Here is a 26,682-nt window from a genome sequence, read left to right as displayed (position 1 = left end):
GAGAAGAGAAGTATGGAATTGCGCGATTTGGCCATGCAGGCCGCCACCATTGCCGTGGAGGCCGGCCGTCATGCCCTTCAGGACCAGATCAACCCCCACGATCCCCGATCCACCTCAGCCATCGGCCAAGGCACCCAATTCTCGCCGAGCATTGACACGCGTCTGATCCGCTACTGCCGGACCAAGATCGCTGCCCTGGACCCCATGGACGGCTTCTGGGAGGAGGAGGCCGGCAACCGTCGTCCAGGCGGACGCTACTGGTGCCTGGGCCACATCGACGGACCGGTCAACTACGTACGCAACATGGCCGAATGGACGCTGACCATCTCCCTCTTCGCCGTGGACGAGAAGGGTCACGCTTCACCGGTCCTGGGCATTGTGCATGCGCCGGTCCTGGGCCTGACCTATCTGGCCGCCAAGGGCCAGGGCGCCATCAGGATCCGACGGACCATCGTGGGCGACAAGCGGGAGAAGATCATCCCCTCCACGATGACCACCCTGACCGGATCAGTGATCAGCTTCGGCATGTCCTACTTCCCCAACGAGTCCGAAAAGGTCCTGCAGATCGTCTCGCGCATGGCCGGCAAGCCTGCCGACATCAAGCGCGTCGGCCCGGTCTCGCTGGACCTGTGCCGGGTGGCGGACGGCAGTTACGACGCCTACTTCGAACCGGCCCTGCACTCCTGGGACATCCCTGCCGTCTCTGCGGCGGCTGTCGTGGTCCGGGAAGCCAAGGGCACCCTCTGGCGCTGGGATGGTGGGCATGTGCGCTGGGAGGGCAGCAACGACGTGGTGGCCACCAACGGGCTCATCGCCGAGGATTTGAACACGTATCTGAGCGGGCGCTGATCCGCTCCGGGAAGGAGAGTGACCATGGCTGAGGCATCACAGCAGGGACGGCGCATGGCAGCCGGGCAGCAGCAGGAGCAGGAAGAGGATCTGCCGCAGACCGGTGCACAGGAACAGGACCAGGCGGCTGGGTCCGACCTGGATGCCGTCCTGGATGACATCGAGACCACCCTGGAGACCAATGCCAAGGAGTATGTGCAGGGCTTCGTCCAGAAGGGCGGCCAGTGATCCATGGCGGACGGGCAGGGCAGTGACTCGGACTTTCGCAGGATATTCGGCATCGAGACCGAGTATGGACTGAGCCTGACCGGTGCCAGTGCCCCATATGCCGCCGGCAGGGTGGCCATGGCCATGTTCCGCCCGCTCATTGTTAAGCACGGTTCAACCAACATCTATCTGCCCAATGGCGCCAGACTCTACCTGGATGTGGGCTCCCACCCGGAGTATGCCACGGCGGAGGCGCGCGATCCGCTGACGGCACTGACCCAGGTGCTGGCCGGGGAGCGGATCATGACCGACCTCGCGGAGCGCGCCGGGAAACGCTTGGCGGATGACCTGGGCAGGCCCGTGAAGGTTCACGTCTTCGCCAACAATGTGGATGCCCAAGGCCATGCCTTCGGTTGCCATGAGAACTACCTGTTGGACCGGCGAGTCCCCCTGGACATGATCGGAGCCTGCCTGGTTCCCTTTCTTGTCACCCGACAGCTGATAACGGGGGCGGGTCGTCTGAGTTCGGATGGGTTCCAGCTCAGCCAGCGGGCAGACTTTCTGGACGAGGCGGTCTCCTCGGCCACCACCCGTGCCCGTCCCATGGTCAACACCCGTGACGAGCCTCTGGCCGATCCTGAACGATGGCGGCGTCTGCATGTGATCGTAGGGGATACCAACCGGTCGCCGTTGGCCACTTGGTTCAAGATGGCCAGTACCCACCTGGTCCTCAACCTGATCGAGCAGGCCTGCCGTCGGGATCGACGGCCAGACCTGGCCGACTGGGCCCTGGCTGATCCCGGTACAGCAGTCCGAGCCGTCAGCCGGGATCGGACCGGCCGGGTCACCCTGAAGCTGCAGGATTCCACGAAGACCGGCGGCATCAGCGCTCTGGGTCTGCAAGAGGCCTATTGGTCGGCCTGCAAGGCCTTGGTGGACCAGCAGGAGGATATAGGCATCGACCGGTCCCAGGCTCTGCGTGCCCTGCAACTTTGGAGGTCCGCCTTGGATGCGTTGGACGCAGGACGTTGGCAGGATCTGGCTGACTGGGTGGACTGGGCTGCCAAGCTGCGGCTGCTCCAGGGTCTGAGTCGACGAGGCGTCGGACGGGATCTGGAGGAGGCGATGGACCTGGACTATCACGATCTGAACGCGGGAAGGTCCTTCCCTGGCCTGGTCAGGCATGGGCTCATGCGCTCGCCGGTCGACGACTCCAAGGTGCAGCACGCCATGAACCAACCTCCAGAGGATACCCGGGCCCGTCTGCGCGGTGACTTCGTCCGTGCCGCAGACCGGGGAACGCGCACATGGTCATGCGACTGGAGCCACCTGGTCCTGGGCGGTTCTCGTCGGGTCGATGTGGATCTGCCCGACCCCTTCGACCATCTGGGCCCGCCCCGATACCACTCCCTGATGGACTTTCTAAAGAGTGCCGCAGAGTCTCGTTCCTAGAAGCCCGGTTTGCACTGCGGGGCATCCATCAGGTCTGCCCAAACAAGAAGGGCCCCCGCATCCCGTGGATGGATGCAGGGACCCTTGCAGAAAGGCTGGTTTCACTTCTTGTTGGTGACGGCCTTCTTCAGCAGCGAGCCGGCAGAGATGCGCACGCCATAGCTGGCCGGAATCTTGATGGTCTCACCGGTGCGGGGGTTGCGTCCGGTACGGGCGGCACGCTTGACACGCTCGGCCGAGAACAGACCGGTCAGCTTCAGACCCTCACCGGACTTCATGGCCTCGACGAAGACATCCTGGAAGGCGTTGACAGCAGCTTCCGCCTGAGCCTTGGTCAGGTTGGACTTCTGTGCAATCTTCGAAACGAGATCAGACTTGTTGTATGCCATAGAACATCCTTCTTTCGGGGGCCTCCCACTGCTTGATTTGGGGAAAGCCCAACGGTCAATGACTGATATTAGCGCAGATTAGGCCCAAACACCGCATTTTCCGGGGGTTTTCGACATTTCACCACGCGATTTTTGGGGCCGTCGGGATTGGGACTGCCCGAAGGTTCCTCAGATGCGATTATGGCTGCTCAACCAGCGCATGGCCAGGGCTCCCAGGGGGATGCGTAGCCAGTAGGTGGCCACCCGGAAGACCAGAGTGGCCGATATGGCCACACCCGAGGGGACACCTGCCAGGCGGAAGGCGGAGAAGAGCACTGCCTCTATGGCCCCCAGGCCGCCGGGGGTGGGGACGGCCGAGCCCAGCGTGTTGGCCAGGAGGAAGACGAAGGTGGTCTCGAACACGTTGGTCCTGCATCCGAAGGCCATCAGGGCGGCCCAGAAACTCATGCCCAGGGCGGCTGACTGCAGCACGGCCCCAAGCACGGCCACCACCAGCTGCCTGGGCTGGGTCAGAATCTCCACAAGGTGGCGGGCGTAGGAGGCCACAATGGGCATCAGTCGTTCCATGACCAGCCGCCGTGTGTATGGGATGGCCATGATCAGGGCCGCGATGATGGCCACCGTCCCGATGACGATGACCAGGGTGTTGGTGGGGATCATCCCGGATAGGGTGTTGCGCCCTGTGAACAGCCCGATGACGATAAGCAGACAGAAGGTGGTCGCGAACTGAACTGCCACCACAGCGCTCATGATGGCCGTGGCCATGGTGTTGTCGTAACCGTCCCGCCGCAGGAACTGCAGGTTGACGAAGGCCGGCCCCACCCCGGCGGGCATGGAGACCGAGGTGAACGAGGAGGCGACCTGGGACAGGAAGATGCCCTTGAAGTCGCGTTTGGCCGGGTCGATGAAGACTCCCAGGGTGATGGCGCAGCCCACCCAGGACAGTGACCCCAGCAGGAAGGAGAGTCCGGCCATCCAAGGGTTGGCGTTGCGGACGGCGCTGATGACCTGGGGCAGGTTGAACTGGGTGATGATGACCGCCACTGCCACCACCAAGAGGGCCAGGGCCACGAAGCTTCGCAGGCTGAAGCGGGAAAGGGTCACCTGGCCGGTCTCCGCCACCGACTCAGGTGGAGCCAGGGCCCGCAGCTGTTTGCGAAGGTCTGCCAGAATCTGCCGATCCCAGCCGGGCAGGGACTGGGTCTGTGAGGGAATGGCCACCATCTGGCAGAAGGGCGACAGTCCGGCCAGGGTCTTGACCCCCCAGGAGGCACGGGCGGCCTCGATGGCTTGGTCCACACCGATCATCGTGGCAACCAGGGCCAGAAGCTGGATACGGTCCAGGGCGATGTTGGCTTGGGAACTGGCGCTGTCGCCGTTCTCCCAGCCGGCGATGACCATGGAGCCCGACTGGTCCATGGCCAGAGTCTCCGGACGGATGCGACGGTGCGTGAAGCCGCGCTCGTTGGCCCGGCGGAGGTAGTCCATCAGCTGCTTGGCCCTGTCCGTGTCCAGGCTTCCCGGTTCCAGGGGCCGAAGGTGGACGTCATCCTCCAGGACCAGAATTGAGGATTCCGCGCTCTCCGCCAGACCATAGGGGTGCAGGGCGGTCAGCCCCAGGTCCCGCAGTTCAGCCAGCATGGCCATGTGGTGTTGCATGGAGTTTCTGACCGACCGGTCCCGGCGCATGGAGACTCCGGACAGCTTGATCCACTGCCAAAGCTGCATCAGATAGCCCATGGTGTGCAGCTGGCCGTCCATGACCGACACCGTATAGTTGCGGCCATCCCTATCCTGGGCCCTATAGATGCGGGAGGCCTCGATGAGGTCGTCGTCAAGGGCGGGCAGGGGTTGGCCATCGGCATCCAGACTGGGATCCTGACGTTCCAGGCTGGCGGCGTGGATACCGATGGAGGCTATGGCCTGTACCACTACCTGCCCCCAGGCGCCCTTGTTCTGCGTGCCCGCCAGGTATCGGACGACCATGCCCATGATCCGTCCCAGAATCAGTGAGACCAGAACCCCGCTGGCCGAATTGGAGGATATGGCGACCATGATGATGGCCACAATATAGAGAGCGTTCCACCCCCACTTGACCGAGCTGCGCAGGCGACGGGGTCCTGCTGCGCTCAGGAAGGCTGCCAGACCTGCATAGAAGTCAGGCAGCAGGACGGGCGACCCTATGGTGTTCTGGGAGCTGAATGAGGCAATCAAGGTCGGGTTGCCCGCCTTCAGGATCAGGTTGGAGATCAGCATCACCAGCCCGAACCCTAGGAACATGGCCAGGGGGGCAGTGATGGCCTGAATCCATTCCCTGTTGACCAACAGGTGGACAATCACGGCCAGGACCACGGTCACGGTCACCGCCTGCTGGAGGAATGCGGTGGGTACGTCCATGAGCCAGTCCATGGCATTGCCGGCCTGGCGCATGTCTGACTCGACCCCGGCGGCTATGCCTTTCAGATAGACTGCCGCCAGGGTGACCAGGATTCCCAGGACCAGGGCTGCTAGGGCTCGAAGCAGGTCCTCGGCGTCATGGACTCGTTGTGGAGGGGTATCCCGGATGACGACCTGATCTGCCTTGACAGGCTCGGCGGAATCAGTGTCCTCGGGGGGAATGGTCGACTGGGACGGGGTCATGGTCAGTCGCGATCGAAGTCCACCAAGGTTCCGGCTGCGCCGGTGTAGGTTGCCGGCGTCAAGGCCTTGAGCCGACTGGCCGTGTCCTGGTCCAGATCCAGATCTTCGATGAAGCGCTCGACATCCTCCCGGCCGATTCTCTTGCCCCGCATCAACTCCTTGACCTGCTCATAGGGATGATCCATGCCTGAGCGTCCAGCCAATCCAGCGGCCCGCATGGCCGTCTGTATGGGCTCGCCCAGGACCTCCCAGTTGCTGTCCAGCTCGTGGGCCATCAGTGCCTTGTCCGGGTGGATGGTCTGCAGGCCGCCGTCCAGGTTGTCCAGAGCCAGCAGGCTGTAGCCCAGGGCCGAACCGATGTTGCGCTGGGTGGTGGAGTCAGTCAGGTCCCGCTGCCAGCGGGTTTCGGTCAGGGTGGTGGCCAGGGTGTCCAGCAGTGCTCCTGAGATCTCCAGATTGGCCTCGGCGTTCTCGAATCGTATGGGGTTGACCTTGTGGGGCATGGTACTGGACCCTGTCGCGCCTTTGACGGGCTCCTGGGCGAAGACGCCGCGGGAGATGTACATCCAAATATCCACGGCAAGATTGTGCAGGATCCGCCCCAGGTGGGCGATGTTGCTGAAGAGCTCGGCCTGCCAGTCGTGTGACTCGATCTGGGTGGTCAGTGGATTCCAGACCAGACCCATCCGCTCCACGATGAAGGTCCGGGTCAGATCAATCCAATCCACCTGCGGAAGGGCGGCAAGATGGGCGCCAAAGGTTCCGGTGGCGCCATTCATCTTGCCCATGTAGTCCTGATTGTGGATCCGGTCCAGCTGCCGGTGCAGCCGGTGGACGTAGACCGCCATCTCCTTGCCCAGGGTGGTGGGTGTGGCTGGCTGGCCGTGGGTCAGGGCGAGCATGGGCAGATCCCGGTACTGCTCCGCCATGGTTGCCAGATGCTCCTCGATCCGGGTGGCCTTGGGGAGCCAGACCTGCTCGACCGCACCCCGAATGCAGCGGGCATAGGCCAGGTTGTTGATGTCCTCGCTGGTGCAGGCGAAGTGGACCAGGGGTGTCAGCCTCGGAAGTTGGGACTCGGGGCCAAGTGCTGTGGCTGCAGCATACAGACGGCGGTCGATGTAGTATTCCACAGCTTTGACATCGTGGTGGGTCTGGGCTTCGATGCCTGCCAGTTCGGTGATGCCGTCGGCGTCGAAATCCTCGGGTATGGTTCGCAGGTAGGCCTGTTCAGCATCAGTCAGAGGCTCCACGCCCGGCAGGACCGGGTGCTGGCCGTTGCCCTGGTAGCCGTTGGCCAACATGATCATCCATTCGACCTCGACCCGCATGCGCTCGCGGTTCAAGGCAGGTTCGCTCAGATAGTCCACCAGATCGGCGGTCTGTCTGCGGTAACGTCCGTCCAGAGGATTGAGGGGGATGACTGGAGTGATTCGGCTCAGGTTCATGCCTCCAGCCTAGACGACCGGGTCAACCAGCGAGAACCGGCATGGATGCTCCTGGGGGCCAGCGTGTCCCGCTCATCGTCGTAGTCTGCCACGGTAGTAGCGGGTCTCCTGCAAATCGCCCTCGATGGCATGGGCGAAGTGGTCGTCCTGACGTCGTACTGCTGGTGAGTTCTGATCTCGGGCATCTGCCCAGGCTGCCTGTTGGTAGGCCATGCCGTGGGTGGATTCCTTGCCGGGTCCAGCGGTGGTCACTGTTCGGCCAGTCTGGTTGCCGCCTGGAGGGGGAGGTCCACCCGCTCTTCCCCTGACTGTCAGCTGATTGGGTCGAGAGGGGTTGTCGGCTCCATCAAGGCTGGAGACCAGCTCTTCGCGCATCTCCACACTGGTCACCCAGGTGTCAGACTGTATTTTGCGATGGGCGATGGGCGAGCCGACGGTCACGATGTGATCAAAGCGGTAGCGGTCTGAAAGATCCGAGGCCATGGTGGCGGCCACAATGCCACCCTGGGAATGGCCCACCAGGCTGACCGGATCATCCGGACGCACCCCCGCATCCCGCATGGCCCGGTCCACTAGACGTAGGGAGGCTGCCCTGTCACGAACTGAAGCCTTGTCGCTCATGAGCTGAATGTTCTGGGCCCAGCCGATGGGGGAGTCCAGGTGGGAGCTGGTGCCGGGTATGTAGACCAGCCAGTGGTCCTTGCCGTCGGCATTTCGGTAGCGCTGTACGGCGACTGTGGCGTAGGGAATGCCGTCCCGGCAGGATCCCAGGGTCTCCAGGTTGTGTAGAGCGCCGGCGATGTCATTAATCTCGCCCAATCCTTTGCCCTGCGGCTGAACCGGATCCATGGCGATTCGGTCGCCCTGGAAATGAGCGAGCATCAAGGGCATCAAAAGGCCCGGGCCGGTGACCAATCCGCCGATGGGATCATGATGGTCCGAAGACAGGCCGGATGCGACAGCGGTCAGCAGGGGCTGTTGGATGCTGGCTGTGGTTTCCAGAAATTCCTGGAATTGCGATGCGTCCAGGTGGCCGGTTAGTTTGGCCACCCCCAGGCCCAAACCGATGGACCCCAGCATGAACGGGGCAATAGGCTGAAAGACGGTCAGGGCCTTGGAGGTCAGGGAGCCCATCAGCCGGTCCATGAACGATTCAGCTTGCGAGTACAGCCCGTAGGCCTTGGTCAGTCGGTCGGCCACAGACTGGAGCCGGGTGCGCAGATTTTCGCAGGCCTGGGCCTGGTCACTGCAGAAGGACACCATCCGATCCATGGGCAGATGGGCATGGCCCGGCGGCGGTACGGCAGCCTGGGTGCAGGGGAGGGCAGGCAGTCCCGGCATGGTTCTGCAGATGGCCTGATTGGTCAGAACCCATTGGGACTGCATGGTGGCCAGGGCACCACCTGCTTGGTTGAGCCGGTCCGCCATGCCGGTCAGGTGGTCCAGCTCGGTGCGCGTATAGCCGTTGGCGTCGGGGGCGGCGGTGATTGTCCGCTTCATGGCCGGATCTCTTGATTGATCAGGCTCAGGGTGCGGCCTGCCTGGATGCGCTGATCCTGGCAGACGGCATCCATGGCCCGCACCTGGGCCCTATAGGCCTCAGCAGCCCGGCCTTCCCAGTCGACCCTCAGAGCTTGGTCGGCTAATTCACTCAGATGGACCAGAGTGGTTCGCGACTGCCGTGCCATATCGGACAGCATGGCCCGGCAGCGGGCCGCTCTAGCATGACAGGGGCAGGTTTGGGCCGCTTCCGGATCAGCCAGGAAGGGTTGCTGCTCAAGGAAGGGACCCAGGGTGGGTAGTGACGAGGATGACCTATGCATGTCTCCACTACAACATTGCAATCATCCTGAAATGATCCCCGTAGGGCCATGTGGTCGAATGAGGTCCGATTCATCTGGGTGTGGACGGATTTACCGCTAATTCTGTCGGTCTGATAGTCATGGGACGTTCGTCTGCATGGGGATCGATTTGTTGGGAAAGAGGGTGGTGGAATGACTCACGCGAAAGGTTGTGTGGGCCAGTCACCAAGGCTTGACGTTCTTCCCCTGACCCTTGTTGTCGCTGGCCCTCCCTGTCGGCGTGGGGGAGGTCGACGGTTCACTCTGTTGCTGATTGCGCTTGAGCAGATCCTCCACCTCGGCCTCCTGCTGCTTGGTCAGCCCTGAGGAGGAACCCCTGCCGGATCCGTTCTTTCCGTCCTGGGCCTTATCGGCATTCTGCTTCTTGAACAGACGCTCCGTGCGTCTGGTCAGCGCAGCGTTGGCAGCGCGGTTGGCCTGGGCAGCTTGCCTGGTCTGTGGCAGAATCAGGGGTCCAGGCCGTTCGACCTGGGCGAAGAGATGTTCAGCCTGGTCCTGCAGGGCCTTGATGGATGCTGGATCGGCATGGGGGTTTTGAGCCTGTCGAACATTGGTGCTTAGCGTGCGCGTGCCCTCGTTATAGGTGGCGATGGCCTTGACGTTGATCAGGCCCCAGGCTCCTGCCAGGGCTGCGACCAAGGCCAAGCCAGCCAAAATCAGACGCACCCGCAGTCGGCGTCCGCTTCTTGCATCCTGCTGGGACTTCCTACTCATAGCAGTCTCCTAGAAGTGCGGATCCACAGCCCCGCCTCAATCAGGATCAGGACCAGCTCCACCAGAGCCAGCGGCCAGACCAGCGGGGTGACATGCTGGCGGACCTGATCGACCTTGGTCACCCGGTAGCGCTTGGAAACCGCAGCCGTGGCCCCCTCACGCACCGTGGCCCCCTTGGCCAGGGCCTGATAGTGGCCGCTCATCTCGTCGGCCATGGCCTTGAGGGTTTTCGGGTCCATGGAGGAGATGCCAGGCTGGCCGGTCTTGGGGTCCGTCACCCAGCCGTCGGCATCACTGCCAGCGACATCAGAGCTCATGGGCACCATGCCGCCCTTGGTTGAGCCCGTTCCCAGAACGAAGGCATCGTCCAGCCCCTCCCTGAGGACACTGAAGGATCGTCGTTCATCAGGTCCTGTCTGTTCGCCGTCGCTGATCAGGTAGAGCAGGATTCGGTCGTCGGGATGCCGATCCCTGGTCTGCTTCATGACCAGACTCAGGCGATCCAGCGGAGCATCCAGGCTGGAGCCGGCGGATCTGGATGTGGGCTCCGTAACCAGCCCCCTGGCCCAATTGTCCACAGCCCGCACGTCGGGAGTCAAAGGCAGATCGACGCTGGCTGAGGCGCCGAAGCTCAGGGCCGAGAAGGAGGCATCCGGGTAGGTGCTTGTCAGGTCATGGACGGCTGCCCGGGCCGCTTCCAGTCGACTGATTCCTTCCTGGTCGCCATATCCGGCATCCTTGACCGCCATGGAACCGGTCACGTCAACCGCAATGAAGACATCAGTGGCGTTGACGGCTTTATTGGTGGTCTTACTGACCGTGCTGGGGGTCAGGACCATGAGGGCCAGAATCAGGACCATGGCGGTGCGTCGGGTCAGGGCCCAGCGATCGGCATCCGTATCCCGGCCCTTGCGCAATCCATGGATGACCAGCGCAATGGCCAGGAGCAGGAGCAGACCCGCCAGAAGGCCGCCGGCCACCCAGCCCAGGGCAGGCTCAAAGGTCAGGGACTTGAGTGTGTTCATCGCTTCAGCCTCCAGGCTAGGAGCAGATATCCCGACAGCGCCAGGGCCAGGGCCAGGGTCCACCAGCCGGGTGCATCCACCAGGCTGGACTGCTCCTGCTGGCGCGGATCGGCTCCGTGTCGGTGCTCTATCCGGCGGACCAGTGCGTTGATGGAGTTCCCGTCCTGCCGTCGTAGGAAGATGCCGCCGCTTGCTTCGATCAGCCGCTGCATCTGCCGGGTGCTCTCATCCCCGGTACCCTGGTCCGGTCCCGAATAGAGCCCGTCCACTGTGATTCCTGCAGCCGAGGTCAGCTTGAGCGCCTCTTCCAAGGTGTATGTGGGTTTGCCGGAGACCACGTTATCGGTGGCCAGGATCAGGGAGCTGGACCGTTGGTCGGCCTTTGCCGGTCCGCTATGGTCCTTGGGAGCAAATTGCGGCAGGAGAGCAGCGCAGCCTACAAGCCCGTCGCCGATCAGTGAGGTGGTGTCCCGGCGGTTCTGCGTGCCCTCAAGCCAGTCGCTGATGTCCTGATACTGCCGTCCGCTCATGGCATCGATGCGGTCCTGGGACTGCACCCCGTCCAGGATTCGCCGCGCCTTGCTCAATTCGGCGGTGATCATGTCGTAGTCGTCGGTCAGAGGAAAAACAGTGCGCGAGGTGGAGTTGAAGATGCTGAGGGCCATGCGTTCGCCCCGGAAATTGCGGACCAGATCAAGGTAGGAGGCGATCACCTGCCGGTCATAGGGCAGGGTGGAGCCTGAGACATCCAGGCATAGGACAATATCGCGGTTATGGCCCTGCTCCAAGGTCCGATCGACCCGGGCAGGCCTTGCAGCCAGGCTCAGAACCATCAGCAGGGCCAGAGAAAGCAGGATTGCGGCGCAACGGTTCAGTCGCCGCCAGCGCCGCAGGGCCTCATGGCCCTCCTCGGTGTCCAGATCGCTGCTCAAGGTCCAGACCCGGGCTTCCGGCTCCTGATCCGGCTTGCCGCGACGCGCCTTACGGTAGGCCAGCAGGCCGAACGCCATGGCCAGGACCAGGGCCAGAACTGGCAGCCAGGGCCACCGCCAGGACAGGTTGCCTATGCTCATCGCGGCCACCGTTCAATCAAATCCCATACCCAGCCGGCTGCCTGATCCACTGTGGCGTCGGTTCCCGCGCTGTCCCGGGGAAGGGCGAATTCAGGCGGGTAGAGGGCGTCTATGGTCTGTCGAAGCAGGTCCAGGCCCTTTCGCGTACTCGGTGTACGGGGCTGGGCCTGGATTTCAGCCAGGGTCTTGGTCTTCATGTCGCTGTTCCAGGAGTGGGAGGCAAATCCACGAGCGATAGTGGCCAGTGCCGTCATGGCCTGGTCGCGGTCCAGATGGCCGTTGTCGTACCGGGCCACCACATGATCGATCTGCTGGCGCCATGCATCGCGGGAGTCGGAGCTCACCTGGGCCGGACGTCCCTCTTGCTGACGACGGAACCGGGGCAGGAAAATGGCTGCAGCAGCCAGAGCCAGGGTCAGAATAATGGCGGTCGTCGTCAGGGTCAGCAGCCAGGTGGGCTGGGTCATGGTGGGCATGACCTTGATTCGGTCATGATCGGACGCAAGACGGATAAGGACGACAGCACTCATGCCGCCATCACCGTCCGTCGCATGGGGATGCCCGGTCGGCCGGCTGAAAGCAGGTGGATGAACCGGTTGAACATGGCTGTGCTGGATTCGGCCCGAATCAGCGAGGCTCCGATTCGGGACAGTTCCCGGCCAAAGGCTTCGATCTGATAGCGCCTGTGCAGGTCCACAGCCTTTGTTCCGTTCGCAGTGCGCAGGAATGCCGGGATCTTCCGTCCGCTGGGTGCATCCGTCACCGTGCCCACAGCGGGCTGCTGACGCAGGGGATTCATGGTCTCCACTCCGATGAGATTCACGGGATGGGTGGTGGCCAGCCGGCGGATGGTCGGCACCAGGTCAACCTTCAATGCCGACTGGTCGGTGGCGATGACCAGCATGGCCTGCCGGTCCTGGATGCCGGCGGCGTAGCCCAGCAGGGCTTCAAGGTTGCGTGGCTGATCCAGCGGTGACTCCAGAGCCCGGTCCAGGGTCTGCTCGAATCGGGCGAAGCCGCCTTGGCAGGGTATGCGGCGGATGGCGGATGAATCGACCAGGACCAGGTCCACTTCATCGCTGCGGCGCAGGCAGAGGGAGGCGAACATGCACAGGGCGTTGGCCGCCACCTGAATGGCCTGCTCCCCGTCAGGGCATGTTCCTGACATCTCACGGCCGACGTCCAGCAACAGCCAGACCCTGCTGGTGACCAGGCGCTCGCGCTCGACAACCATAGGCCGACCCACCCGCGCGCTGGCGTGCCAGTCGATCATGCGGGTTTCGTCTCCGAACTCATAGGCGCGCAGGTCGGCACGCTCGTCCCCACCGCCGCGACGGCCGGAGGAGTGCTCGCCCTCAAGCAGACCCAGGGCCCTGCGCACCGTGGGAAGGCGCAGGCTGGTGTCCAAGGACTCGATCCGTCTACGGACCGGGTCGCGATCCGAGCGTCGACGGCTCATGGCACCGGCACCGTGTCGACGATCTGGTCGATGATGTCGTCGCTGCTGACGCCGTCGGCCTGGGCCTCGAAGGTCAGCAGGATCCGATGGCGGAGCACCGAATGGGCCCAGTCCTTCAGGTCCTCGGGAATGACGTAATCCCTGCCTGTCAGCAGGGCTCTGGCCTGGCCGATGCGCACCAGGGCGATGGAGGCGCGCGGACTGGCCCCCAGCCTCACCTGCTCGGCCAGCCCTTGGATGGGTCGCGATCCGGCTCCCCTGCTGGTGGCTGCCAGATCGACTGCGTATCGCATGATGGGCTGTGCCACGTGGACCTGCCGGGCCTTCTGCCTAAGGAAGTCTACATCGGCGATGGTCAGTGCGTCCCGATCATCCTTGCCTGGCATATCGGTGCCGCGACTGGTCAGCATCTGCAGCATTCGGGTCTCCTGGTCGGCATCAGGATAGGTCATGACGGCCTTGAGCATGAACCGGTCCATCTGGGCCTCGGGCAGGTTGTATGTGCCCTCCTCCTCGATGGGGTTCTGGGTGGCGATCACCATGAAGGGCCGGGGCAGGGCTATGCGCTCGCCTCCGATGGTGGTGGCGCCCTCGGCCATAGCCTCCAGCATGGCTGACTGCGTCTTGGCATTGGAGCGGTTGATCTCGTCCAAGAGGACGAAGTTGGCGTGGATGGGGCCAAGCTGTGTGGAGAAACGCTGTGTGGAGAAGTCATAGACCTGGGTGCCTACCAGATCCGAGGGCATCAGGTCGGGCGTGCATTGGATCCGCTTGAAGCTGCCGGAGACCGAGGTGGCCAGGGTCTGGGCGGCAGTGGTCTTGGCCAGACCGGGCACGGATTCAATCAGGATGTGCCCTGAGGCCACCAGCGTCAGGATCAGGGCCTCGCGCAGGTTCTCCTGGCCTACCAGAGTCCTTGAGAAGCGGGTCCGGATCCGGTCGGTCAACTGACGGCAACGTTGCAGGTCGTCCTGGCTGATTGGCGGAACCTGCCGGTCCTGACTGGGCTGAACAGATGGGGACTGACTGGGTCGAGGTGGGAATAATGCCATAGCAGACATGGTAACGGCATTTCCTGACGACTCAGCCGGCAGGACTCAGGTCAGGGACCAGTCCACCGGCTCGGCGCCCATGGCCTCCAGCGCCTGGTTGGCCTTGGAGAATGGACGGGAGCCGAAGAAGCCGTACCGGGCCGACAAGGGGCTGGGATGCGGGGATTTGATGATGGCGGCGTTGGTCAGCAGGGGCTCAAGGCTCTGTGCCTGCCTTCCCCAAAGAATAGCCACCAGGGGCCGGACCTTGCCCTCCTGGTCGCGTCTGTCGTTCAGGGCTCGGATGGCGGCATCGGTGATCTCCTCCCAGCCCTTGTTCCGGTGGCTGGCAGGCTTGCCCACCCGGACAGTCAGGCAGCGGTTGAGCAGCATGACCCCTCGCCTGGTCCAAGGTGTCAAATCGCCGTTGGAAGGTGTGGGCAGACCCAGGTCGGAGTTCAGCTCGGCATATATATTGCGCAGAGAGCCGGGAATGGGGCTGACTGAAGGGGCCACGCAGAAGCTCAGGCCCACCGGATGGCCCGGCGTCGGATAGGGATCCTGGCCCACGATCAGGACCTTGATGGAGTCGAAGGGGATGGTAAAGGCCCGCAGAATGTTTTTGCTGGCAGGCAGATAGCGGTGACCCTGAGCGAGCTCGCTCCTGAGGAAGTCGCCCATCCGATGAATGTTGGGTTCGACTGGTGCCAGAGCACGGGCCCAGCCGGGGTCCACCAGGGCGCTCAAAGGTTTGCGTTGGGTCCGGCCCTGGCCTCCTGCTATGGTCGGATGATTGGTACCGGTTCGGTTCGTCGGCTCAGGGGAGGTTGCGGCAATTGGCTGGCTGCTGTTCATAAGGTCACTATATCGCTTGGCAATATGGGCCGGTCAGGACTGCCTCGGCCATTCCAGGGTTGGCGGAGGACGTCGAATGGTCAGTTGAATATTGACCCGGCGACGCATTACTTATAATGGTTCAGGATCCGGTGGAGCAGAGGAGAGTTCATGGCTAGCACGCGCGACAACGGGACGCAGGCGCGCCCTCAGGTTCATGATGCGTTCGACAATCCTCCCAAGGGGCCGGTCGGCGTGCACCGCGGGCCTCGTTCCCTGTCGGTCAGGGTTTTGCCCTACCTGCTGGTGGTTGTCCTGGCGGTGCTGTGCGGTCTGGGCCTATGGGCTGCAGTCAGTGGCTCTTTGCCCTGGCAGCAGACGCACACTGAAGCCTCCCGGGTCATCAGCAGCCATCTGCCCAAGCGTTCAGCCTCCTCTTCGGCTTCAAACAGCGCGACCGCTACCGATCAAGCCTCCCAGGAACAAACTTCTGAGCCATCCTCCCAGTCGCCCTCAGCGAGCGCTTCCAGCAGCAGTCCGGCTCCTGTGGTCGACAGGGGCACGCGGGTCACTGTCATCAACGGAACCAGGGTCACCGGGTATGCCGGCAAGAAGCGCCAGGTTCTGGTCAATGCCGGTTACACTGCGGTCACGGCAGCTAATCCGCAAGGTGCCCTGCCTGGCGTAAGCATGGTCCGCTACCGTGACGAGGCCGACAAGGCCACTGCCCAAGAGGTGGCCAACATGCTGGGCATCACCCAGGTGGAGCAATCCTCTGTAGCCTCCGCTCCGGTGGAAGCCATCCTCATGAAGTAAGGTCCGGCCAACCGCACAGCGGAAGAAATACGTCGACAAAACAATCAGAATTTCGGCTCGGCGTTTTGCAATTGCCCCATAAATAGGCCTAAACTGACCTTGCCGACCAGGCAGATGCGGTCAGTCTCGTATCTGTTGTGACGCGGCACCTATGTTAAGGAAGTTAGTTATGGCACAAGGCACTGTGAAATTCTTCAGCGCTGGCAAGGGTTACGGATTCATCAATCCCGACGATGGCGGCGAGGACGTGTTCGTGCACTACTCGGCCATTCAGTCCGATGGCTTCAAGACCCTTGATGAGGGAGATAAGGTCGAATATCAGGTGGAGCAGGGCCCCAAGGGTCTGCAGGCAACCAAGGTCACCAAGCTCTGATTGTCGTCTTCTGTATTCGTCATGGGGACCCCGGTCATTCCGGGGTCCTTTTTTATGACACGTCGCCTGTAGCCAGATGCCGAGCCAGGACTGTGCAGGGTGCGGATTTTCTGCAGACGTGACCGATATGTCAGAGCCGACCTGACATACAGCCTGCAGCGTATTTTCACTTCGGGTTGGCACTCGGCCCCATCGAGTGCTAATCTGCTGAATTAGCACTCGAGGTGCGGGAGTGATAACACGACAGCTGACGGTCGGGTTCCGTTCCACGCCGACGGTGGGTCATGAAACCTCAAGCCATGACGGAGGAAGCAACAATGGCAAAAATCATCGAGTATGACGAGGAAGCTCGTCAGGGCATGCTTGCCGGCCTGGACAAGCTGGCCGACACAGTCAAGGTCACTCTGGGCCCCAAGGGTCGCAATGTGGTGCTGGACAAGTCCTATGGCGCCCCGACCATCACCAACGATGGCGTCTCCATCGCCAAGGAGATCGACCTGGAGGATCCCTACGAGCGCATCGGCGCCGAGCTGGTCAAGGAAGTCGCCAAGAAGACTGACGACGTCGCCGGAGACGGCACCACCACCGCCACCGTACTGGCCCAGGCCCTGGTGCATGAGGGTCTGAAGAACGTGGCCGCCGGGTCCAACCCGATCGCTCTGCGCCGCGGCATCGAGAAGGCTGCAGACGCCATTGTCAAGGAGCTCGTGGCCCAGTCCAAGGAAGTCGAGACCAAGGACCAGATTGCTGCCACCGCCACCATCTCCGCAGGCGACCCCGAGATCGGCAATGAGATCGCCGAGGCTCTGGACAAGGTCGGCCAGGACGGCGTGGTCACCGTCGAGGACAACAACCGCTTCGGACTGGACCTGGAGTTCACTGAGGGCATGCGCTTCGACAAGGGCTACATCGCTCCCTACTTCGTCACCAACAACGACGACCAGACCGCTGTCCTGGATGATCCCTACATTCTGCTGACCTCGGGCAAGGTCTCCAGCCAGCAGGACGTGGTCCACATCGCCGAGCTGGTCATGAAGACCGGCAAGCCGCTGCTGATCGTCGCTGAGGACGTGGACGGCGAGGCGCTGCCCACCCTGATCCTCAACAAGATCCGCGGCACTTTCAACTCCTGCGCCGTCAAGGCCCCCGGCTTCGGCGACCGCCGCAAGGCCATGCTGCAGGATATGGCCATTCTGACCGGCGCACAGGTGGTTTCTGATGAGCTCGGCCTGAAGCTGGACTCCATCGACATGAGCGTGCTGGGCACCGCCAAGAAGGTCATCGTCTCCAAGGACGAGACCACAATCGTCTCCGGTGGTGGTTCAAAGGACGAGGTCTCCGCCCGCGTGGGCCAGATCCGCACCGAGATCGAGAACACCGACTCCGACTACGACCGTGAGAAGCTGCAGGAGCGGCTGGCCAAGCTGGCCGGCGGTGTGGCCGTCATCAAGGTGGGCGCAGCCACCGAGGTTGAGGCCAAGGAGCGCAAGCACCGCATTGAGGATGCTGTCCGTAACGCCAAGGCCGCCATCGAAGAGGGTCTGCTGCCCGGAGGCGGCGTGGCCCTGGTTCAGGCCGCTGCCAAGGCCGAGAAGGATGTCAAGCTGGACGGCGACGAGTCCACCGGCGCATCCATCGTCTTCCGCGCCATCGAGGCCCCCATCAAGCAGATCGCCGAGAACAGCGGCGTCTCCGGTGACGTGGTCATCAACAAGGTCCGTTCGCTGCCTGCTGGCCAGGGCTTCAACGCCGCCAACAACGAGTACCAGGACCTGCTGGAGGCCGGCGTGGCCGACCCCGTGAAGGTGACCCGTTCCGCCCTGCAGAACGCTGCCTCCATTGCCGGGCTCTTCCTGACCACAGAGGCCGTCGTGGCCAACAAGCCTGAGCCTCCGGCACCTGCTGCCGCTCAGCCTCAGGGCGACATGGGCTACTGATCCTTATAGGTTCGGACGAAGGCAATTCGGCTGAACCTGTTGATTGCCAAGGACAGGGGCCTGCGCACCAGACAATGGTGCGCAGGCCCCTGTCTCTGTTATGGTCTGTCTTTCTATATGCGCCAGCATATGTTTGCCAGATCCGAACCCGATAGGCGATGGTCAAGTAGTCCGGGCTGCATGCATGTAGCACCCAGGCGTTCAGGCTCCGGCGAAAAGACGGGTGGCCTGGGCTTCGGTGTCTGCGTAGAGAGCCGAGGCCTGGGTCAGGGCCGCCTGGATGCCTTCAAGCGCCTGCTCCATCTGGGTCTGCGAGGCGCGCCACTGCTGGGCCACCGTGGCGAATTGGCTTGCCGCCGAACCCTGCCAGACGCTTTGGAGGTTGTCCAGATTGGTGTACATTCCTGCGACGGCATCTCTGATGGCCCCTATCGAGCCGCTGACCGCGCCGGAGGCAGTCTGTATCTGATCCGAATCAACTTGGAACCGTGTCATGGTTGTCCTTTCCGTGAATGGCGGTGATGGTGTGGGGGAGTCCAAGGCCGTCAACCGCTACTGTGGACACTATGACAGTGTTCACGCAGTTGCCCCGTCCGCGCACCCATGTGGTCGAACGAGTTTCCCTCCACAAGACGAACCCGTTCAGTCTTTCGGCAGTGAAGCGGATTCTGGCTTTCCTGCTCTTGATGGTTTTGGCGGTCAGCATCCTTGGGCCGACCAGTGCTTTTGCCGATGAATCTCAGACAGGGGCCGGAACCATGACCGATACAATCACCGATCCGCAGAATCTGCTGGGTTCCGATGTGGGCTCCGTCAAGGATGCAATCAAGGAGACTGCAGAGCAAACCGGAGTATCGGTCCGGCTGCTCTACCTGCCGCATTTCTATGAGGGCGTCAAGCCGGAGACCTGGGCATCCCGGGTGCTCGAATCGATGAAGCCCGCCCACGACACAGTCATGCTGGCCGTGGCCTCTCAGGATGGCAAATTGGTCGTGGCGGTCTCCAGCAACTCGCAGGCCTGGCTCAAAGATCAAACCAGCGTGGATCAGCTCTCACAGGCTGCTCTGGAGCCGGTCACCAAGGGCCGGAACCCTGACTGGGTGGGCTCGGCCAAGGCCATGATGACCCAGGTGGAGACCCTGAACCAAAACCAACGGCATCACCGGGTCATGCTTATCGCTCTTTCGGCGACGGCTGTGGTTCTGGTCATTCTGGCCGTGGTCGTTGTGATCTGGTGGCGTCGCAGCAGCCGAACCGGGGCTCATCATCGCAAGTCCAGAGCAGAGAAGAAGGAACCAAAGCCGACAGAGACGGTCAGCGAACTTTCAGACAATACCCAGAAAGAGGCGGCAAGCTGAAACCATGAGCAAACCGACGCAAGCACAACTGGTCGTAGTCGACGACGAACCGTCCATCAGGGACCTGCTGGTAGCCTCCCTGCACTTCGCGGGCTTTGCTGTCGAGACCGCGGCATCCGGCTCCGAGGCCATTCAGGTCATCGAGCGCATCCAGCCAGATTTGATTGTCTTGGATGTCATGCTGCCTGACATCGATGGGTTCACGGTCACCTCCCGCATCCGTCAGGAGGGAATCGACGCGCCGGTGCTCTTCCTGACCGCCAGGGACGACACCCAGGACAAGGTCATGGGGTTGACTGTGGGCGGCGACGATTATGTGACCAAGCCCTTCAGCCTGGAGGAGGTCGTGGCCAGGATCAAGGCCATACTGCGCAGGACCCGCGAGCACCAGGAGGACGACCCGATCATCCGTGTGGGCGATTTGGAGATCAACGAGGATTCCCACGACGTCACCAGGGCCGGCAGACCCATCGACCTGAGCCCGACCGAATACAAGCTGCTGCGCTACCTGATGGACAATGAGGGTCGCGTGCTCAGCAAGGCACAGATCCTGGACCACGTCTGGCAGTACGACTGGGGCGGCGACGCTGCCATCGTGGAATCCTACATCTCCTACCTGCGCAAGAAGGTGGATGGCATCACCGTCAACGACGGACACGGTGGGGAACGCAAGGTCACTCCGTTGATTGAGACCAAGCGGGGCATCGGCTACATGATTCGGGCACCCAGACAGAACGCATCGGATGGCGGCGATGGCGACTAGTCCCCAGGGTCCGGCCCCCAAGGCCTCCAAGGCAAAACCGTTGGCTGCTCCCGATCCGAGGGCGGCTGACAGGTCCAGGTCCTCCATGGGTTCGGACTCCGGCAAGACAGCCGGATCCAGCAAGCCGAGGGGTCGCTCCATGCCTAGATCGCCTCTGGCTGCCATTCCCCTAAGCACCAAACTTGTGGCCAGCATGCTCATCCTGCTCATCGTGGGCACGGTGGGCGTTTCTGTAGCCATCTGCCAGATGGCCGACGACTATCTGATGAAGCGTACGGACACGCAATTGATCCGCCAGGCCAACCTGGGAATTCGCAACGCCACCCTTCTTCGCCAGGAGGATCTGAGCAAGAACGGCCTGGGCCCAACCGACTACTTCCTGCAGATCCGCGACAACGACCTGCACATCATTTCGGACGATCTGAACCCCATGCAGGTCAACGGGGTCATCTCCCGCCCGCGCCTTCCAACCGACGGCAGCCTGGGCTCGATACCCCTGGGCCAGCCGACCACGGTACCGGCCTACGTGCGCGTCTCCAAGCAGGCTTCGTCCGACCGGGACACCATGAAGCGGGCCCGGGCATCCTGGCGTGTGGTGGCCATGCAGTGGAAGCTGCGCAACGAACTGGACGATTCCGAAATCAGCGGCGTGCTTTTCATCGGCCTGTCCATGAGCGACCAGGACGAAGCTGTGCATGATCTGACGGCTTTCTGCATGATCATTTCCGTCGTGGTGGTTCTTTTGGGCGGAGTCATCTCGGTCCTGCTGATCCAGTCCACCCTGGTTCCCCTCAAACGCATCGAGAAGACCGCTGCAAAGATAGCGGCCGGCGACCTTTCCCAACGCATTCCCAGCTTCCCGGAGAATACCGAGGTGGGCTCCCTGGCGGCATCCCTCAATGCCATGCTGGCGCGAATCGAGCATTCCTTCGACGAGCAGCGTCAGACCACCGAGAAGATGAAACAGTTCGTTTCGGATGCCAGCCATGAGCTGCGCACCCCACTGGCCGCCATCCACGGCTACGCTGAGCTCTATAGGATGCAGCGCGACTATCCGGGGGCTCTGGAGCGGGCCGACAAGTCCATCCAGCACATCGAGGACTCTTCCACCAGGATGACGGTCCTGGTCACCGATCTGCTCTCGCTTGCACGCCTGGATGAGGGCAGGGGAATCGACCCGACCTTGCCGGTCGATCTGACTGGACTGGTTCGAGACGGGGTGGACGACCTGCATGCCCTGGATCTGGGAAGAGAAGTGGGTACGGGAAAGGTTCTCCTGCGTACCGAGGATCAGCCTGCCCCCCAGGAGGTGCCGGCCGCCGCCAACAAGGGACTGTCAGGCCTCAAGGGACGCAACAAGGAGAAAATCAGTGTGGGCGGGCACCTGGGACCATCGGTCAGCCTGGACATTCAGAAGGGCCCTCTGCCATCGGTGCAGGTGACTGGCGACCCCAGCCGCCTGCGACAGGTGATTACCAATATCGTGGGCAATATCCACCGCTACACTCCGGCTGATTCGCCGGTGCAGGTGGGATTGGGCCTGGTCAAGGCGACCATCGCCCCAGCGGACCTGACCAGGCTGGAGGCCACCGAATCCTCTCTGGGACACCTGACCGAGGCGATCCAGGTGGCAGAGAACAGCCATGTGGGCACCGACTACGCCATCATTCGCGTGGTCGATCACGGGCCCGGAGTCCCGGAGGAATCCAGGTCAAGGCTCTTCGAGCGCTTCTACACAGCCGATCCGTCAAGGGCTCGGGAGAAGGGCGGCACGGGGCTGGGCCTAGCTATCGTCCAGTCCATTGTCAAGGCTCATCAGGGGTTCATCTGCGCCTCGCAGACCCCGGGAGGCGGTTTGACCTTCACCATCGTCATACCCCAGGGCGTCAGGCGGGATCAGGGGGGAGCTGAGGGTTAGGCCAATCCTGCCACCAACCGCCCCGTACGCCTATGACAAGATGGGTCGTCCTGCCCGTCCTGTTCAGGTAAACTGATTTCGGATATACCTGTTCAAGAAGCAACGTAAGGAAGTGGCAGAGCATGCCCAGCGGGAGAGTACGGTGGTACGACGCCAAGCGGGGGTTCGGGTTCATCACGGATGAACAAGGTGGGGATGTCTTCCTGCCCTCATCAGCCCTGCCCGCTGGTGTATCCACCATACGCAAGGGATCCCGGGTGGAGTTCTCGGTGGCTGAGGGCCGCAAGGGCCCCCAGGCCCTGGATCTGAAGCTGGTGGGGCCGACCCCCTCCATTCTGCGCGCCAAGCGACCCGATCCGGACGATATGGCCGCCATCGTGGAGGATTTGATCAAGCTGCTGGATTCGGCTGGCAACGTCCTGCGTCGGCACCACTACCCGGGTCGGGCCGAATCCGCCAAGTTGGCCACCCTCCTGAGGGCTGTGGCAGATGACTTTGACGTGCCGGACTGAGTGGACGGCGAGAAGAATCCGACGTGGATCGGTCTTGTCCGATCCCACTGATGATGAAGGTGTGATAGATGGTTCAAGAGGACCTGGATCCTGAGGAACTGGCCAGGCGGGTGGCTCTGAGCGTTGCTGCCGACAGCGATGAGGTCGGTGCGCTGGTCGGCCGTACCCTGATCGGGGATGGAGTCTGGGACTACCGGTTCGCCTCGGCCATCAAGGGCTATGAGGGCTGGCAGTGGTCGGTCACTCTTTACCGTGATGAGGATGCCGATACCTGGACTGTGGATGAATCCTCTCTGGTGCCTACCGATGCGGCCCTGCAGCCCCCGGCATGGGTTCCTTGGAAGGATCGTCTGCTGCCCTCGGATCTGAGCGTGACCGATGCCATGGGAACCGACCCCGACGACCCCAGGCTGACGGCCGGATACAAGCCTGTGCAGGCTCGGCCTCAGAATTCTGAAGTACAGCAGACCCCAGGGGACAATGAAGAAGGCCAGAAAGCATTAGCGGCGGAGACTGACGACTCTGATCAGCAGACCGACGGTGCGGTCTTCCGGCTGGTGGACCGCTCAGGTGACGAAAAAGACGTTCATGAGCAGGAAGTGGATGATCAGGTTTCCTTCGGCGCACAGACCTCCTCCGACGACCTGGACGAGGCCGTCGATCGCTTCGCTCTGACCCGTCGGCACCTGATGACCCCTGAGGCCAGGTCCGCCACTGCCAAGCGCTGGTACGAGGGGCAGCACGGTCCCAAGTCCCTGTCGACCCGGACGGCCAAGGGCAAGGCCTGCGAGACCTGCGGCTTCATGATTCCCCTGGCAGGTGATCTTGGTACCATGTTCGGCGTCTGTGCCAACCGTTGGAGCCCGGACGACGGGCGCGTGGTCTCCCTGGATCACGGCTGCGGCGAGCATTCCGAGATCGAGCCCCAGGAGGAGTCCCATCTCTGGGTACAGTCCCAGCCGGCCTATGACGATCTTCATATCGATGTGGTCAGGCAGAAGCCACGGGAGGAGCGTCCTGAGGTGGAACTCATGGAGCAGATGCAGTCGGAAGACGGCTCAGAGGACTGATTCCAGGCCTCGTTGCGTTCAGAGCGCAATCACCGGCGGGCCGAGAATAAACGTCACCGTAAATCTGTAGAGTGAATTACGGATCAAAGGGAAGGACAAGTATGTTCGAACGGTTTACCGACCGTGCGCGGCGGGTGATTGTGCTGGCGCAGGAAGAGGCCCGCACCCTGCAGCACAATTACATCGGCACCGAGCACCTCCTCCTGGGCCTGATCAGGGAGGGTGACGGTGTCGCCGCCAAGGCCCTGGCCTCCAAGGGCGTGGAACTGGATGCCACCCGCAAGCAGGTTGAGGAGATGATCGGTAAGGGCAATGCGGTTCCCAATGGGCACATCCCATTTACGCCGCACGCCCGTCAGGTCCTCGAGCTGTCGCTGCGCGAGGCGCTTCAGCTGGGCCACTCTTACATTGGCACTGAGCACATTCTGCTGGGACTCATCCGCGAGGGTGAGGGTGTCGGCACCCAGGTGCTGATCAAGATGGGTGTGGACCTGGGCGATCTGCGGACCGCCACGATTGACATGATTCGTGGCAACCATGAGGGTGGCGATGCCGGCAAGGGCGATCTGGCCAATGCCGGCGGCGTTTCCAACAAGGGCGGACAGACCGGTTCGGCCATTCTGGACCAGTTCGGCAGGAACCTGACCCAGGAAGCCGCTGAGGGCAAGCTGGACCCGGTCATCGGCCGGGCCAACGAGATCGAGCGGGTCATGGTCGTCCTTTCCAGGAGGACCAAGAACAACCCTGTGCTGATTGGTGAGCCCGGCGTGGGCAAGACCGCCGTGGTCGAGGGCCTGGCCCAGAAGATCCATAACGGCGATGTCCCCGAGACCCTCAAGGGCAAGCAGGTCTACTCGCTGGATCTGGGCTCCATGGTGGCTGGTTCACGTTACCGGGGCGACTTCGAGGAGCGTCTGAAGAAGGTGCTCAAGGAGATCAAGACCCGCGGCGACATCATTCTCTTCATCGATGAGATTCACACCATCGTCGGCGCAGGTTCGGCAGATGGGGCCCTCGGTGCCTCTGACATGCTCAAGCCCCTGCTGGCCCGCGGCGAGCTGCAGACCATCGGAGCGACCACTACCGACGAGTACCGTAAGTACATCGAGAAGGATGCGGCCCTGGAGCGGCGCTTCCAGCCCATCCAGGTCTCCGAGCCCACCATCGCCCAGACCATCGAGATCCTCAAGGGTCTGCGCGGCCGCTACGAGCATCACCACCACGTCACGATCACTGACAAGGCCCTGCAGTCGGCGGCCGAGCTCTCTGCGCGTTACATTCAGGACAGGAACCTGCCTGACAAGGCTATCGACCTGATTGATGAGGCCGGCGCACGTCTGCGCATCAAGCGGCTGACCGCCCCGCCAGAGCTCAAGGAGCTGGATGCCAAGGTGGATCGCATCTCCGCCCAGAAGGACCAGGCCATCAAGGACCAGGACTTCGAGAAGGCCGCTCAGCTGCGCGACAGCCAGGAGAAGCTGGAGGCCGAGCGCAAGGAGAAGGAACAGGCCTGGCACGAGGGCGAATCCGACGTCAAGATGGTTGTCGACGAGGATGTGATCGCCGAGGTGGTCTCTTCGACCACCGGAATCCCGGTCTTCAAGCTGACCCAGGCCGAGTCCAAGAAGCTCCTGGGCATGGAGAAGGAGCTTCACAAGCGGATCATCGGTCAGGATGAGGCCGTCTCCGCCCTGTCCCGCTCCATCCGCCGTACCCGTGTGGGCCTCAAGGATCCCAAGCGTCCTGCAGGTTCATTCATCTTCGCCGGTCCTACCGGCGTGGGCAAGACCGAGCTGGCCAAGGCTCTGGCCCAGTTCCTCTTTGATGATGAGGATGCCCTGATCAGGGTGGATATGTCCGAGTTCTCGGAGAAGTATTCCACCTCTCGTCTCTTCGGTGCCCCTCCAGGTTACGTGGGATACGAAGAGGGCGGCGAGCTGACCGAGAAGGTCAGGCGCAAGCCGTTCTCCGTGGTCCTCTTCGACGAGATTGAGAAGGCTCATCCGGACATCTTCAACACCCTTCTGCAGGTGCTGGATGACGGTCATCTGACCGATGGACAGGGCCGCATGGTGGACTTCAAGAACACCATCATCATCCTGACCACCAACCTGGGAACCCGCGACATCGCCAAGGCTGCCAACACCGGCTTCAACGTGAGTGGCAACACCGAGACCTCTTATCAGCGGATGAAGGACCAGGTGACCAGCGAGCTCAAGCAGCAGTTCAGACCTGAGTTCCTGAACCGCTTGGACGACATCATCGTCTTCCAGCAGCTGACCGAGCCCCAGGTTCGTCAGATCGTCGATCTGGACATCGCTCAGCTCAACGATCGTCTCTTCGAGCGCCACATGTCTCTGGATCTGACCGACAAGGCCAAGGATCTGCTGGCTGAGAAGGGCTTCGATCCGCTTCTGGGCGCCCGGCCTCTGCGTCGAGTCATCCAGCGCGACATCGAGGACGCGGTCTCCGAGAAGATCCTCATGGGTGACCTTACGGACAATGAGTCCGTCCAGGTCGACGCCGAAGGCGAGGGCATCCTGGGCGAGTTCACCTTCACCGGCAAGCCTTTTGAGGGACCCCGGCATGCGGCCAGCTCTGCTGATGGGCAGGACCAGAAGCCTGAACTGGTCGGAGCTTCGGTGAGCTCTTCCGACGCTGATGTTCCGCCAGCAGGCGAGGCCGACAGCCAGAGCCAGGATGGTCAAGGTTCTGAGCAGTCCGCTCAGAGTTCGCCTGCCAGTGACTGAGATAAGGGTTGAGGCCCGACGCAGCTGACTGAAGAGGGGGTTGGAGCACATTACAGTGCTCCAACCCCTCTTATTCTGTACTGCCGGGGATTTGCGTCGATCTCTGTAATGCAGTTTTTGTAACGTCACTTGGAATCCATGGCTTCTATTGGCAGTGTGAGCTCGGCATTTGCTTTTGCTTACGAGTCCATCGAATGGTTCG

25 protein-coding genes are annotated in these 26,682 nt (G+C 62.4%); 12 read left to right on the top strand and 13 right to left on the bottom strand.

The genetic code is table 11. From position 1 onward, the window contains the following. Window positions 1-12 precede the first annotated feature (12 nt). From GKC41_RS01085 to GKC41_RS01075, 3 genes are read left to right on the top strand one after another with little or no spacing between them, the layout of a single operon-like run. Window positions 13-849 (top strand): inositol monophosphatase family protein, encoded by an 837-nt coding sequence (locus GKC41_RS01085; protein WP_154312554.1) that lies wholly within the window; start codon window positions 13-15, stop codon window positions 847-849. Between the two features lie 24 nt (window positions 850-873). Next, window positions 874-1,077, top strand: coding sequence for a ubiquitin-like protein Pup (locus GKC41_RS01080; protein WP_154312553.1), 204 nt, complete (start codon window positions 874-876; stop codon window positions 1,075-1,077). Window positions 1,078-1,080: 3 nt separating this feature from the next. After that, window positions 1,081-2,508 carry a proteasome accessory factor PafA2 family protein gene (locus GKC41_RS01075; protein WP_154312552.1) on the top strand — a complete coding sequence of 476 codons (1,428 nt, stop codon included), beginning with the start codon at window positions 1,081-1,083 and terminating at the stop codon, window positions 2,506-2,508. Between the two features lie 101 nt (window positions 2,509-2,609). Here GKC41_RS01075 and GKC41_RS01070 read toward each other — a convergent pair whose 3' ends face one another. The 12 genes from GKC41_RS01070 to GKC41_RS01015 all read right to left on the bottom strand — a co-directional run bounded on the left by GKC41_RS01070 (window position 2,610) and on the right by GKC41_RS01015 (window position 15,004). Beyond that, a complete protein-coding gene (locus tag GKC41_RS01070; protein ID WP_015022121.1) occupies window positions 2,610-2,897 on the bottom strand; it encodes an HU family DNA-binding protein in 288 nt (95 codons plus the stop codon). 168 nt (window positions 2,898-3,065) lie between these two features. After that, window positions 3,066-5,537 carry a lysylphosphatidylglycerol synthase transmembrane domain-containing protein gene (locus GKC41_RS01065; RefSeq protein ID WP_154312551.1) on the bottom strand — a complete coding sequence of 824 codons (2,472 nt, stop codon included), beginning with the start codon at window positions 5,535-5,537 and terminating at the stop codon, window positions 3,066-3,068. Between the two features lie 2 nt (window positions 5,538-5,539). Then, window positions 5,540-6,985, bottom strand: a complete 1,446-nt coding sequence (purB, locus tag GKC41_RS01060) for an adenylosuccinate lyase (protein WP_154312550.1) — start codon at window positions 6,983-6,985, stop codon at window positions 5,540-5,542. A gap of 72 nt (window positions 6,986-7,057) precedes the next feature. Next, window positions 7,058-8,485 (bottom strand): alpha/beta hydrolase, encoded by a 1,428-nt coding sequence (locus tag GKC41_RS01055; RefSeq protein WP_154312549.1) that lies wholly within the window; start codon window positions 8,483-8,485, stop codon window positions 7,058-7,060. Further along, window positions 8,482-8,808: a hypothetical protein gene (locus GKC41_RS01050; RefSeq protein WP_154312548.1), complete on the bottom strand. Its 327-nt coding sequence runs from the start codon at window positions 8,806-8,808 to the stop codon at window positions 8,482-8,484. The genes GKC41_RS01055 and GKC41_RS01050 overlap by 4 nt, the downstream gene beginning before the upstream one ends. 201 nt (window positions 8,809-9,009) lie before the next feature. Then, on the bottom strand, window positions 9,010-9,561 hold the full coding sequence (locus GKC41_RS01045) for a DUF6466 family protein (RefSeq protein ID WP_154312547.1): 552 nt from the start codon (window positions 9,559-9,561) through the stop codon (window positions 9,010-9,012). Next, the gene (locus tag GKC41_RS01040; RefSeq protein WP_154312546.1) at window positions 9,558-10,586 is read right to left on the bottom strand and encodes a vWA domain-containing protein; all 1,029 of its coding nucleotides are present in this window, start codon (window positions 10,584-10,586) and stop codon (window positions 9,558-9,560) included. The genes GKC41_RS01045 and GKC41_RS01040 overlap by 4 nt, the downstream gene beginning before the upstream one ends. Then, window positions 10,583-11,659 (bottom strand): vWA domain-containing protein, encoded by a 1,077-nt coding sequence (locus GKC41_RS01035; protein ID WP_154312545.1) that lies wholly within the window; start codon window positions 11,657-11,659, stop codon window positions 10,583-10,585. The genes GKC41_RS01040 and GKC41_RS01035 overlap by 4 nt, the downstream gene beginning before the upstream one ends. Further along, on the bottom strand, window positions 11,656-12,189 hold the full coding sequence (locus GKC41_RS01030; protein ID WP_154312544.1) for a hypothetical protein: 534 nt from the start codon (window positions 12,187-12,189) through the stop codon (window positions 11,656-11,658). Before GKC41_RS01030 ends, GKC41_RS01035 begins: the two co-directional genes overlap by 4 nt. Beyond that, entirely contained in the window at window positions 12,186-13,118 is a 933-nt protein-coding gene (locus GKC41_RS01025) for a DUF58 domain-containing protein (RefSeq protein WP_154312543.1), read from the bottom strand. Before GKC41_RS01025 ends, GKC41_RS01030 begins: the two co-directional genes overlap by 4 nt. After that, complete coding sequence (locus GKC41_RS01020; RefSeq protein WP_418904373.1) at window positions 13,115-14,170, bottom strand: AAA family ATPase; 1,056 nt, start codon at window positions 14,168-14,170, stop codon at window positions 13,115-13,117. Before GKC41_RS01020 ends, GKC41_RS01025 begins: the two co-directional genes overlap by 4 nt. A 45-nt stretch (window positions 14,171-14,215) precedes the next feature. Continuing rightward, window positions 14,216-15,004: a uracil-DNA glycosylase gene (locus GKC41_RS01015; RefSeq protein ID WP_229281548.1), complete on the bottom strand. Its 789-nt coding sequence runs from the start codon at window positions 15,002-15,004 to the stop codon at window positions 14,216-14,218. 150 nt (window positions 15,005-15,154) lie between these two features. Here GKC41_RS01015 and GKC41_RS01010 point away from each other — a divergent pair, with 150 nt between their 5' ends. The 3 genes from GKC41_RS01010 (at window position 15,155) to groL (ending at window position 18,109) form a co-directional block, all read left to right on the top strand. After that, on the top strand, window positions 15,155-15,799 hold the full coding sequence (locus tag GKC41_RS01010; protein ID WP_154312541.1) for a LytR C-terminal domain-containing protein: 645 nt from the start codon (window positions 15,155-15,157) through the stop codon (window positions 15,797-15,799). A 169-nt stretch (window positions 15,800-15,968) separates the two neighbouring features. After that, complete coding sequence (locus tag GKC41_RS01005) at window positions 15,969-16,172, top strand: cold-shock protein (protein WP_015022108.1); 204 nt, start codon at window positions 15,969-15,971, stop codon at window positions 16,170-16,172. Window positions 16,173-16,489: 317 nt separating this feature from the next. Further along, the gene (groL, locus tag GKC41_RS01000; protein ID WP_015022107.1) at window positions 16,490-18,109 is read left to right on the top strand and encodes a chaperonin GroEL; all 1,620 of its coding nucleotides are present in this window, start codon (window positions 16,490-16,492) and stop codon (window positions 18,107-18,109) included. 201 nt (window positions 18,110-18,310) lie between these two features. On the opposite strand, the gene GKC41_RS00995 is transcribed toward groL, so the two are convergent. Next, the gene (locus GKC41_RS00995; protein ID WP_154312540.1) at window positions 18,311-18,604 is read right to left on the bottom strand and encodes a WXG100 family type VII secretion target; all 294 of its coding nucleotides are present in this window, start codon (window positions 18,602-18,604) and stop codon (window positions 18,311-18,313) included. A gap of 71 nt (window positions 18,605-18,675) precedes the next feature. Between GKC41_RS00995 and GKC41_RS00990 the strand changes: the two genes are divergently transcribed. From GKC41_RS00990 to GKC41_RS00965, 6 genes are all read left to right on the top strand, one after another. Beyond that, the gene (locus tag GKC41_RS00990) at window positions 18,676-19,467 is read left to right on the top strand and encodes a TPM domain-containing protein (protein WP_195760112.1); all 792 of its coding nucleotides are present in this window, start codon (window positions 18,676-18,678) and stop codon (window positions 19,465-19,467) included. A 4-nt stretch (window positions 19,468-19,471) separates the two neighbouring features. Then, on the top strand, window positions 19,472-20,230 hold the full coding sequence (locus GKC41_RS00985; RefSeq protein ID WP_154312538.1) for a response regulator transcription factor: 759 nt from the start codon (window positions 19,472-19,474) through the stop codon (window positions 20,228-20,230). Beyond that, window positions 20,211-22,148 carry a HAMP domain-containing sensor histidine kinase gene (locus GKC41_RS08985; protein ID WP_324611992.1) on the top strand — a complete coding sequence of 646 codons (1,938 nt, stop codon included), beginning with the start codon at window positions 20,211-20,213 and terminating at the stop codon, window positions 22,146-22,148. Before GKC41_RS00985 ends, GKC41_RS08985 begins: the two co-directional genes overlap by 20 nt. Window positions 22,149-22,270: 122 nt before the next feature. After that, on the top strand, window positions 22,271-22,660 hold the full coding sequence (locus GKC41_RS00975) for a cold-shock protein (RefSeq protein WP_154312536.1): 390 nt from the start codon (window positions 22,271-22,273) through the stop codon (window positions 22,658-22,660). 68 nt (window positions 22,661-22,728) lie between these two features. After that, a complete protein-coding gene (locus GKC41_RS00970) occupies window positions 22,729-23,730 on the top strand; it encodes a DUF3027 domain-containing protein (protein ID WP_154312535.1) in 1,002 nt (333 codons plus the stop codon). 101 nt (window positions 23,731-23,831) lie between these two features. Beyond that, a complete protein-coding gene (locus tag GKC41_RS00965) occupies window positions 23,832-26,480 on the top strand; it encodes an ATP-dependent Clp protease ATP-binding subunit (protein WP_154312534.1) in 2,649 nt (882 codons plus the stop codon). The last annotated feature ends 202 nt before the right edge of the window (window positions 26,481-26,682 follow it).

This window comes from Bifidobacterium asteroides (genome assembly GCF_009683175.1).
Classification (GTDB): Bacteria; Actinomycetota; Actinomycetes; order Actinomycetales; family Bifidobacteriaceae; genus Bombiscardovia; species Bombiscardovia asteroides_H.
This window is presented reverse-complemented; position numbering and strand designations above follow the sequence as displayed.

Coding starts and splice junctions, on each gene's coding strand:
- GKC41_RS01085 (WP_154312554.1), top strand. CDS start 13: ATGGAATTGCGCGATTTGGCCATGCAGGCCGCCACCATTGCCGTGGAG.
- GKC41_RS01080 (WP_154312553.1), top strand. CDS start 874: ATGGCTGAGGCATCACAGCAGGGACGGCGCATGGCAGCCGGGCAGCAG.
- GKC41_RS01075 (WP_154312552.1), top strand. CDS start 1,081: ATGGCGGACGGGCAGGGCAGTGACTCGGACTTTCGCAGGATATTCGGC.
- GKC41_RS01070 (WP_015022121.1), bottom strand. CDS start 2,897: ATGGCATACAACAAGTCTGATCTCGTTTCGAAGATTGCACAGAAGTCC.
- GKC41_RS01065 (WP_154312551.1), bottom strand. CDS start 5,537: ATGACCCCGTCCCAGTCGACCATTCCCCCCGAGGACACTGATTCCGCC.
- purB (WP_154312550.1), bottom strand. CDS start 6,985: ATGAACCTGAGCCGAATCACTCCAGTCATCCCCCTCAATCCTCTGGAC.
- GKC41_RS01055 (WP_154312549.1), bottom strand. CDS start 8,485: ATGAAGCGGACAATCACCGCCGCCCCCGACGCCAACGGCTATACGCGC.
- GKC41_RS01050 (WP_154312548.1), bottom strand. CDS start 8,808: ATGCATAGGTCATCCTCGTCACTACCCACCCTGGGTCCCTTCCTTGAG.
- GKC41_RS01045 (WP_154312547.1), bottom strand. CDS start 9,561: ATGAGTAGGAAGTCCCAGCAGGATGCAAGAAGCGGACGCCGACTGCGG.
- GKC41_RS01040 (WP_154312546.1), bottom strand. CDS start 10,586: ATGAACACACTCAAGTCCCTGACCTTTGAGCCTGCCCTGGGCTGGGTG.
- GKC41_RS01035 (WP_154312545.1), bottom strand. CDS start 11,659: ATGAGCATAGGCAACCTGTCCTGGCGGTGGCCCTGGCTGCCAGTTCTG.
- GKC41_RS01030 (WP_154312544.1), bottom strand. CDS start 12,189: ATGAGTGCTGTCGTCCTTATCCGTCTTGCGTCCGATCATGACCGAATC.
- GKC41_RS01025 (WP_154312543.1), bottom strand. CDS start 13,118: ATGAGCCGTCGACGCTCGGATCGCGACCCGGTCCGTAGACGGATCGAG.
- GKC41_RS01020 (WP_418904373.1), bottom strand. CDS start 14,170: ATGGCATTATTCCCACCTCGACCCAGTCAGTCCCCATCTGTTCAGCCC.
- GKC41_RS01015 (WP_229281548.1), bottom strand. CDS start 15,004: ATGAACAGCAGCCAGCCAATTGCCGCAACCTCCCCTGAGCCGACGAAC.
- GKC41_RS01010 (WP_154312541.1), top strand. CDS start 15,155: ATGGCTAGCACGCGCGACAACGGGACGCAGGCGCGCCCTCAGGTTCAT.
- GKC41_RS01005 (WP_015022108.1), top strand. CDS start 15,969: ATGGCACAAGGCACTGTGAAATTCTTCAGCGCTGGCAAGGGTTACGGA.
- groL (WP_015022107.1), top strand. CDS start 16,490: ATGGCAAAAATCATCGAGTATGACGAGGAAGCTCGTCAGGGCATGCTT.
- GKC41_RS00995 (WP_154312540.1), bottom strand. CDS start 18,604: ATGACACGGTTCCAAGTTGATTCGGATCAGATACAGACTGCCTCCGGC.
- GKC41_RS00990 (WP_195760112.1), top strand. CDS start 18,676: ATGACAGTGTTCACGCAGTTGCCCCGTCCGCGCACCCATGTGGTCGAA.
- GKC41_RS00985 (WP_154312538.1), top strand. CDS start 19,472: ATGAGCAAACCGACGCAAGCACAACTGGTCGTAGTCGACGACGAACCG.
- GKC41_RS08985 (WP_324611992.1), top strand. CDS start 20,211: ATGGCGGCGATGGCGACTAGTCCCCAGGGTCCGGCCCCCAAGGCCTCC.
- GKC41_RS00975 (WP_154312536.1), top strand. CDS start 22,271: ATGCCCAGCGGGAGAGTACGGTGGTACGACGCCAAGCGGGGGTTCGGG.
- GKC41_RS00970 (WP_154312535.1), top strand. CDS start 22,729: ATGGTTCAAGAGGACCTGGATCCTGAGGAACTGGCCAGGCGGGTGGCT.
- GKC41_RS00965 (WP_154312534.1), top strand. CDS start 23,832: ATGTTCGAACGGTTTACCGACCGTGCGCGGCGGGTGATTGTGCTGGCG.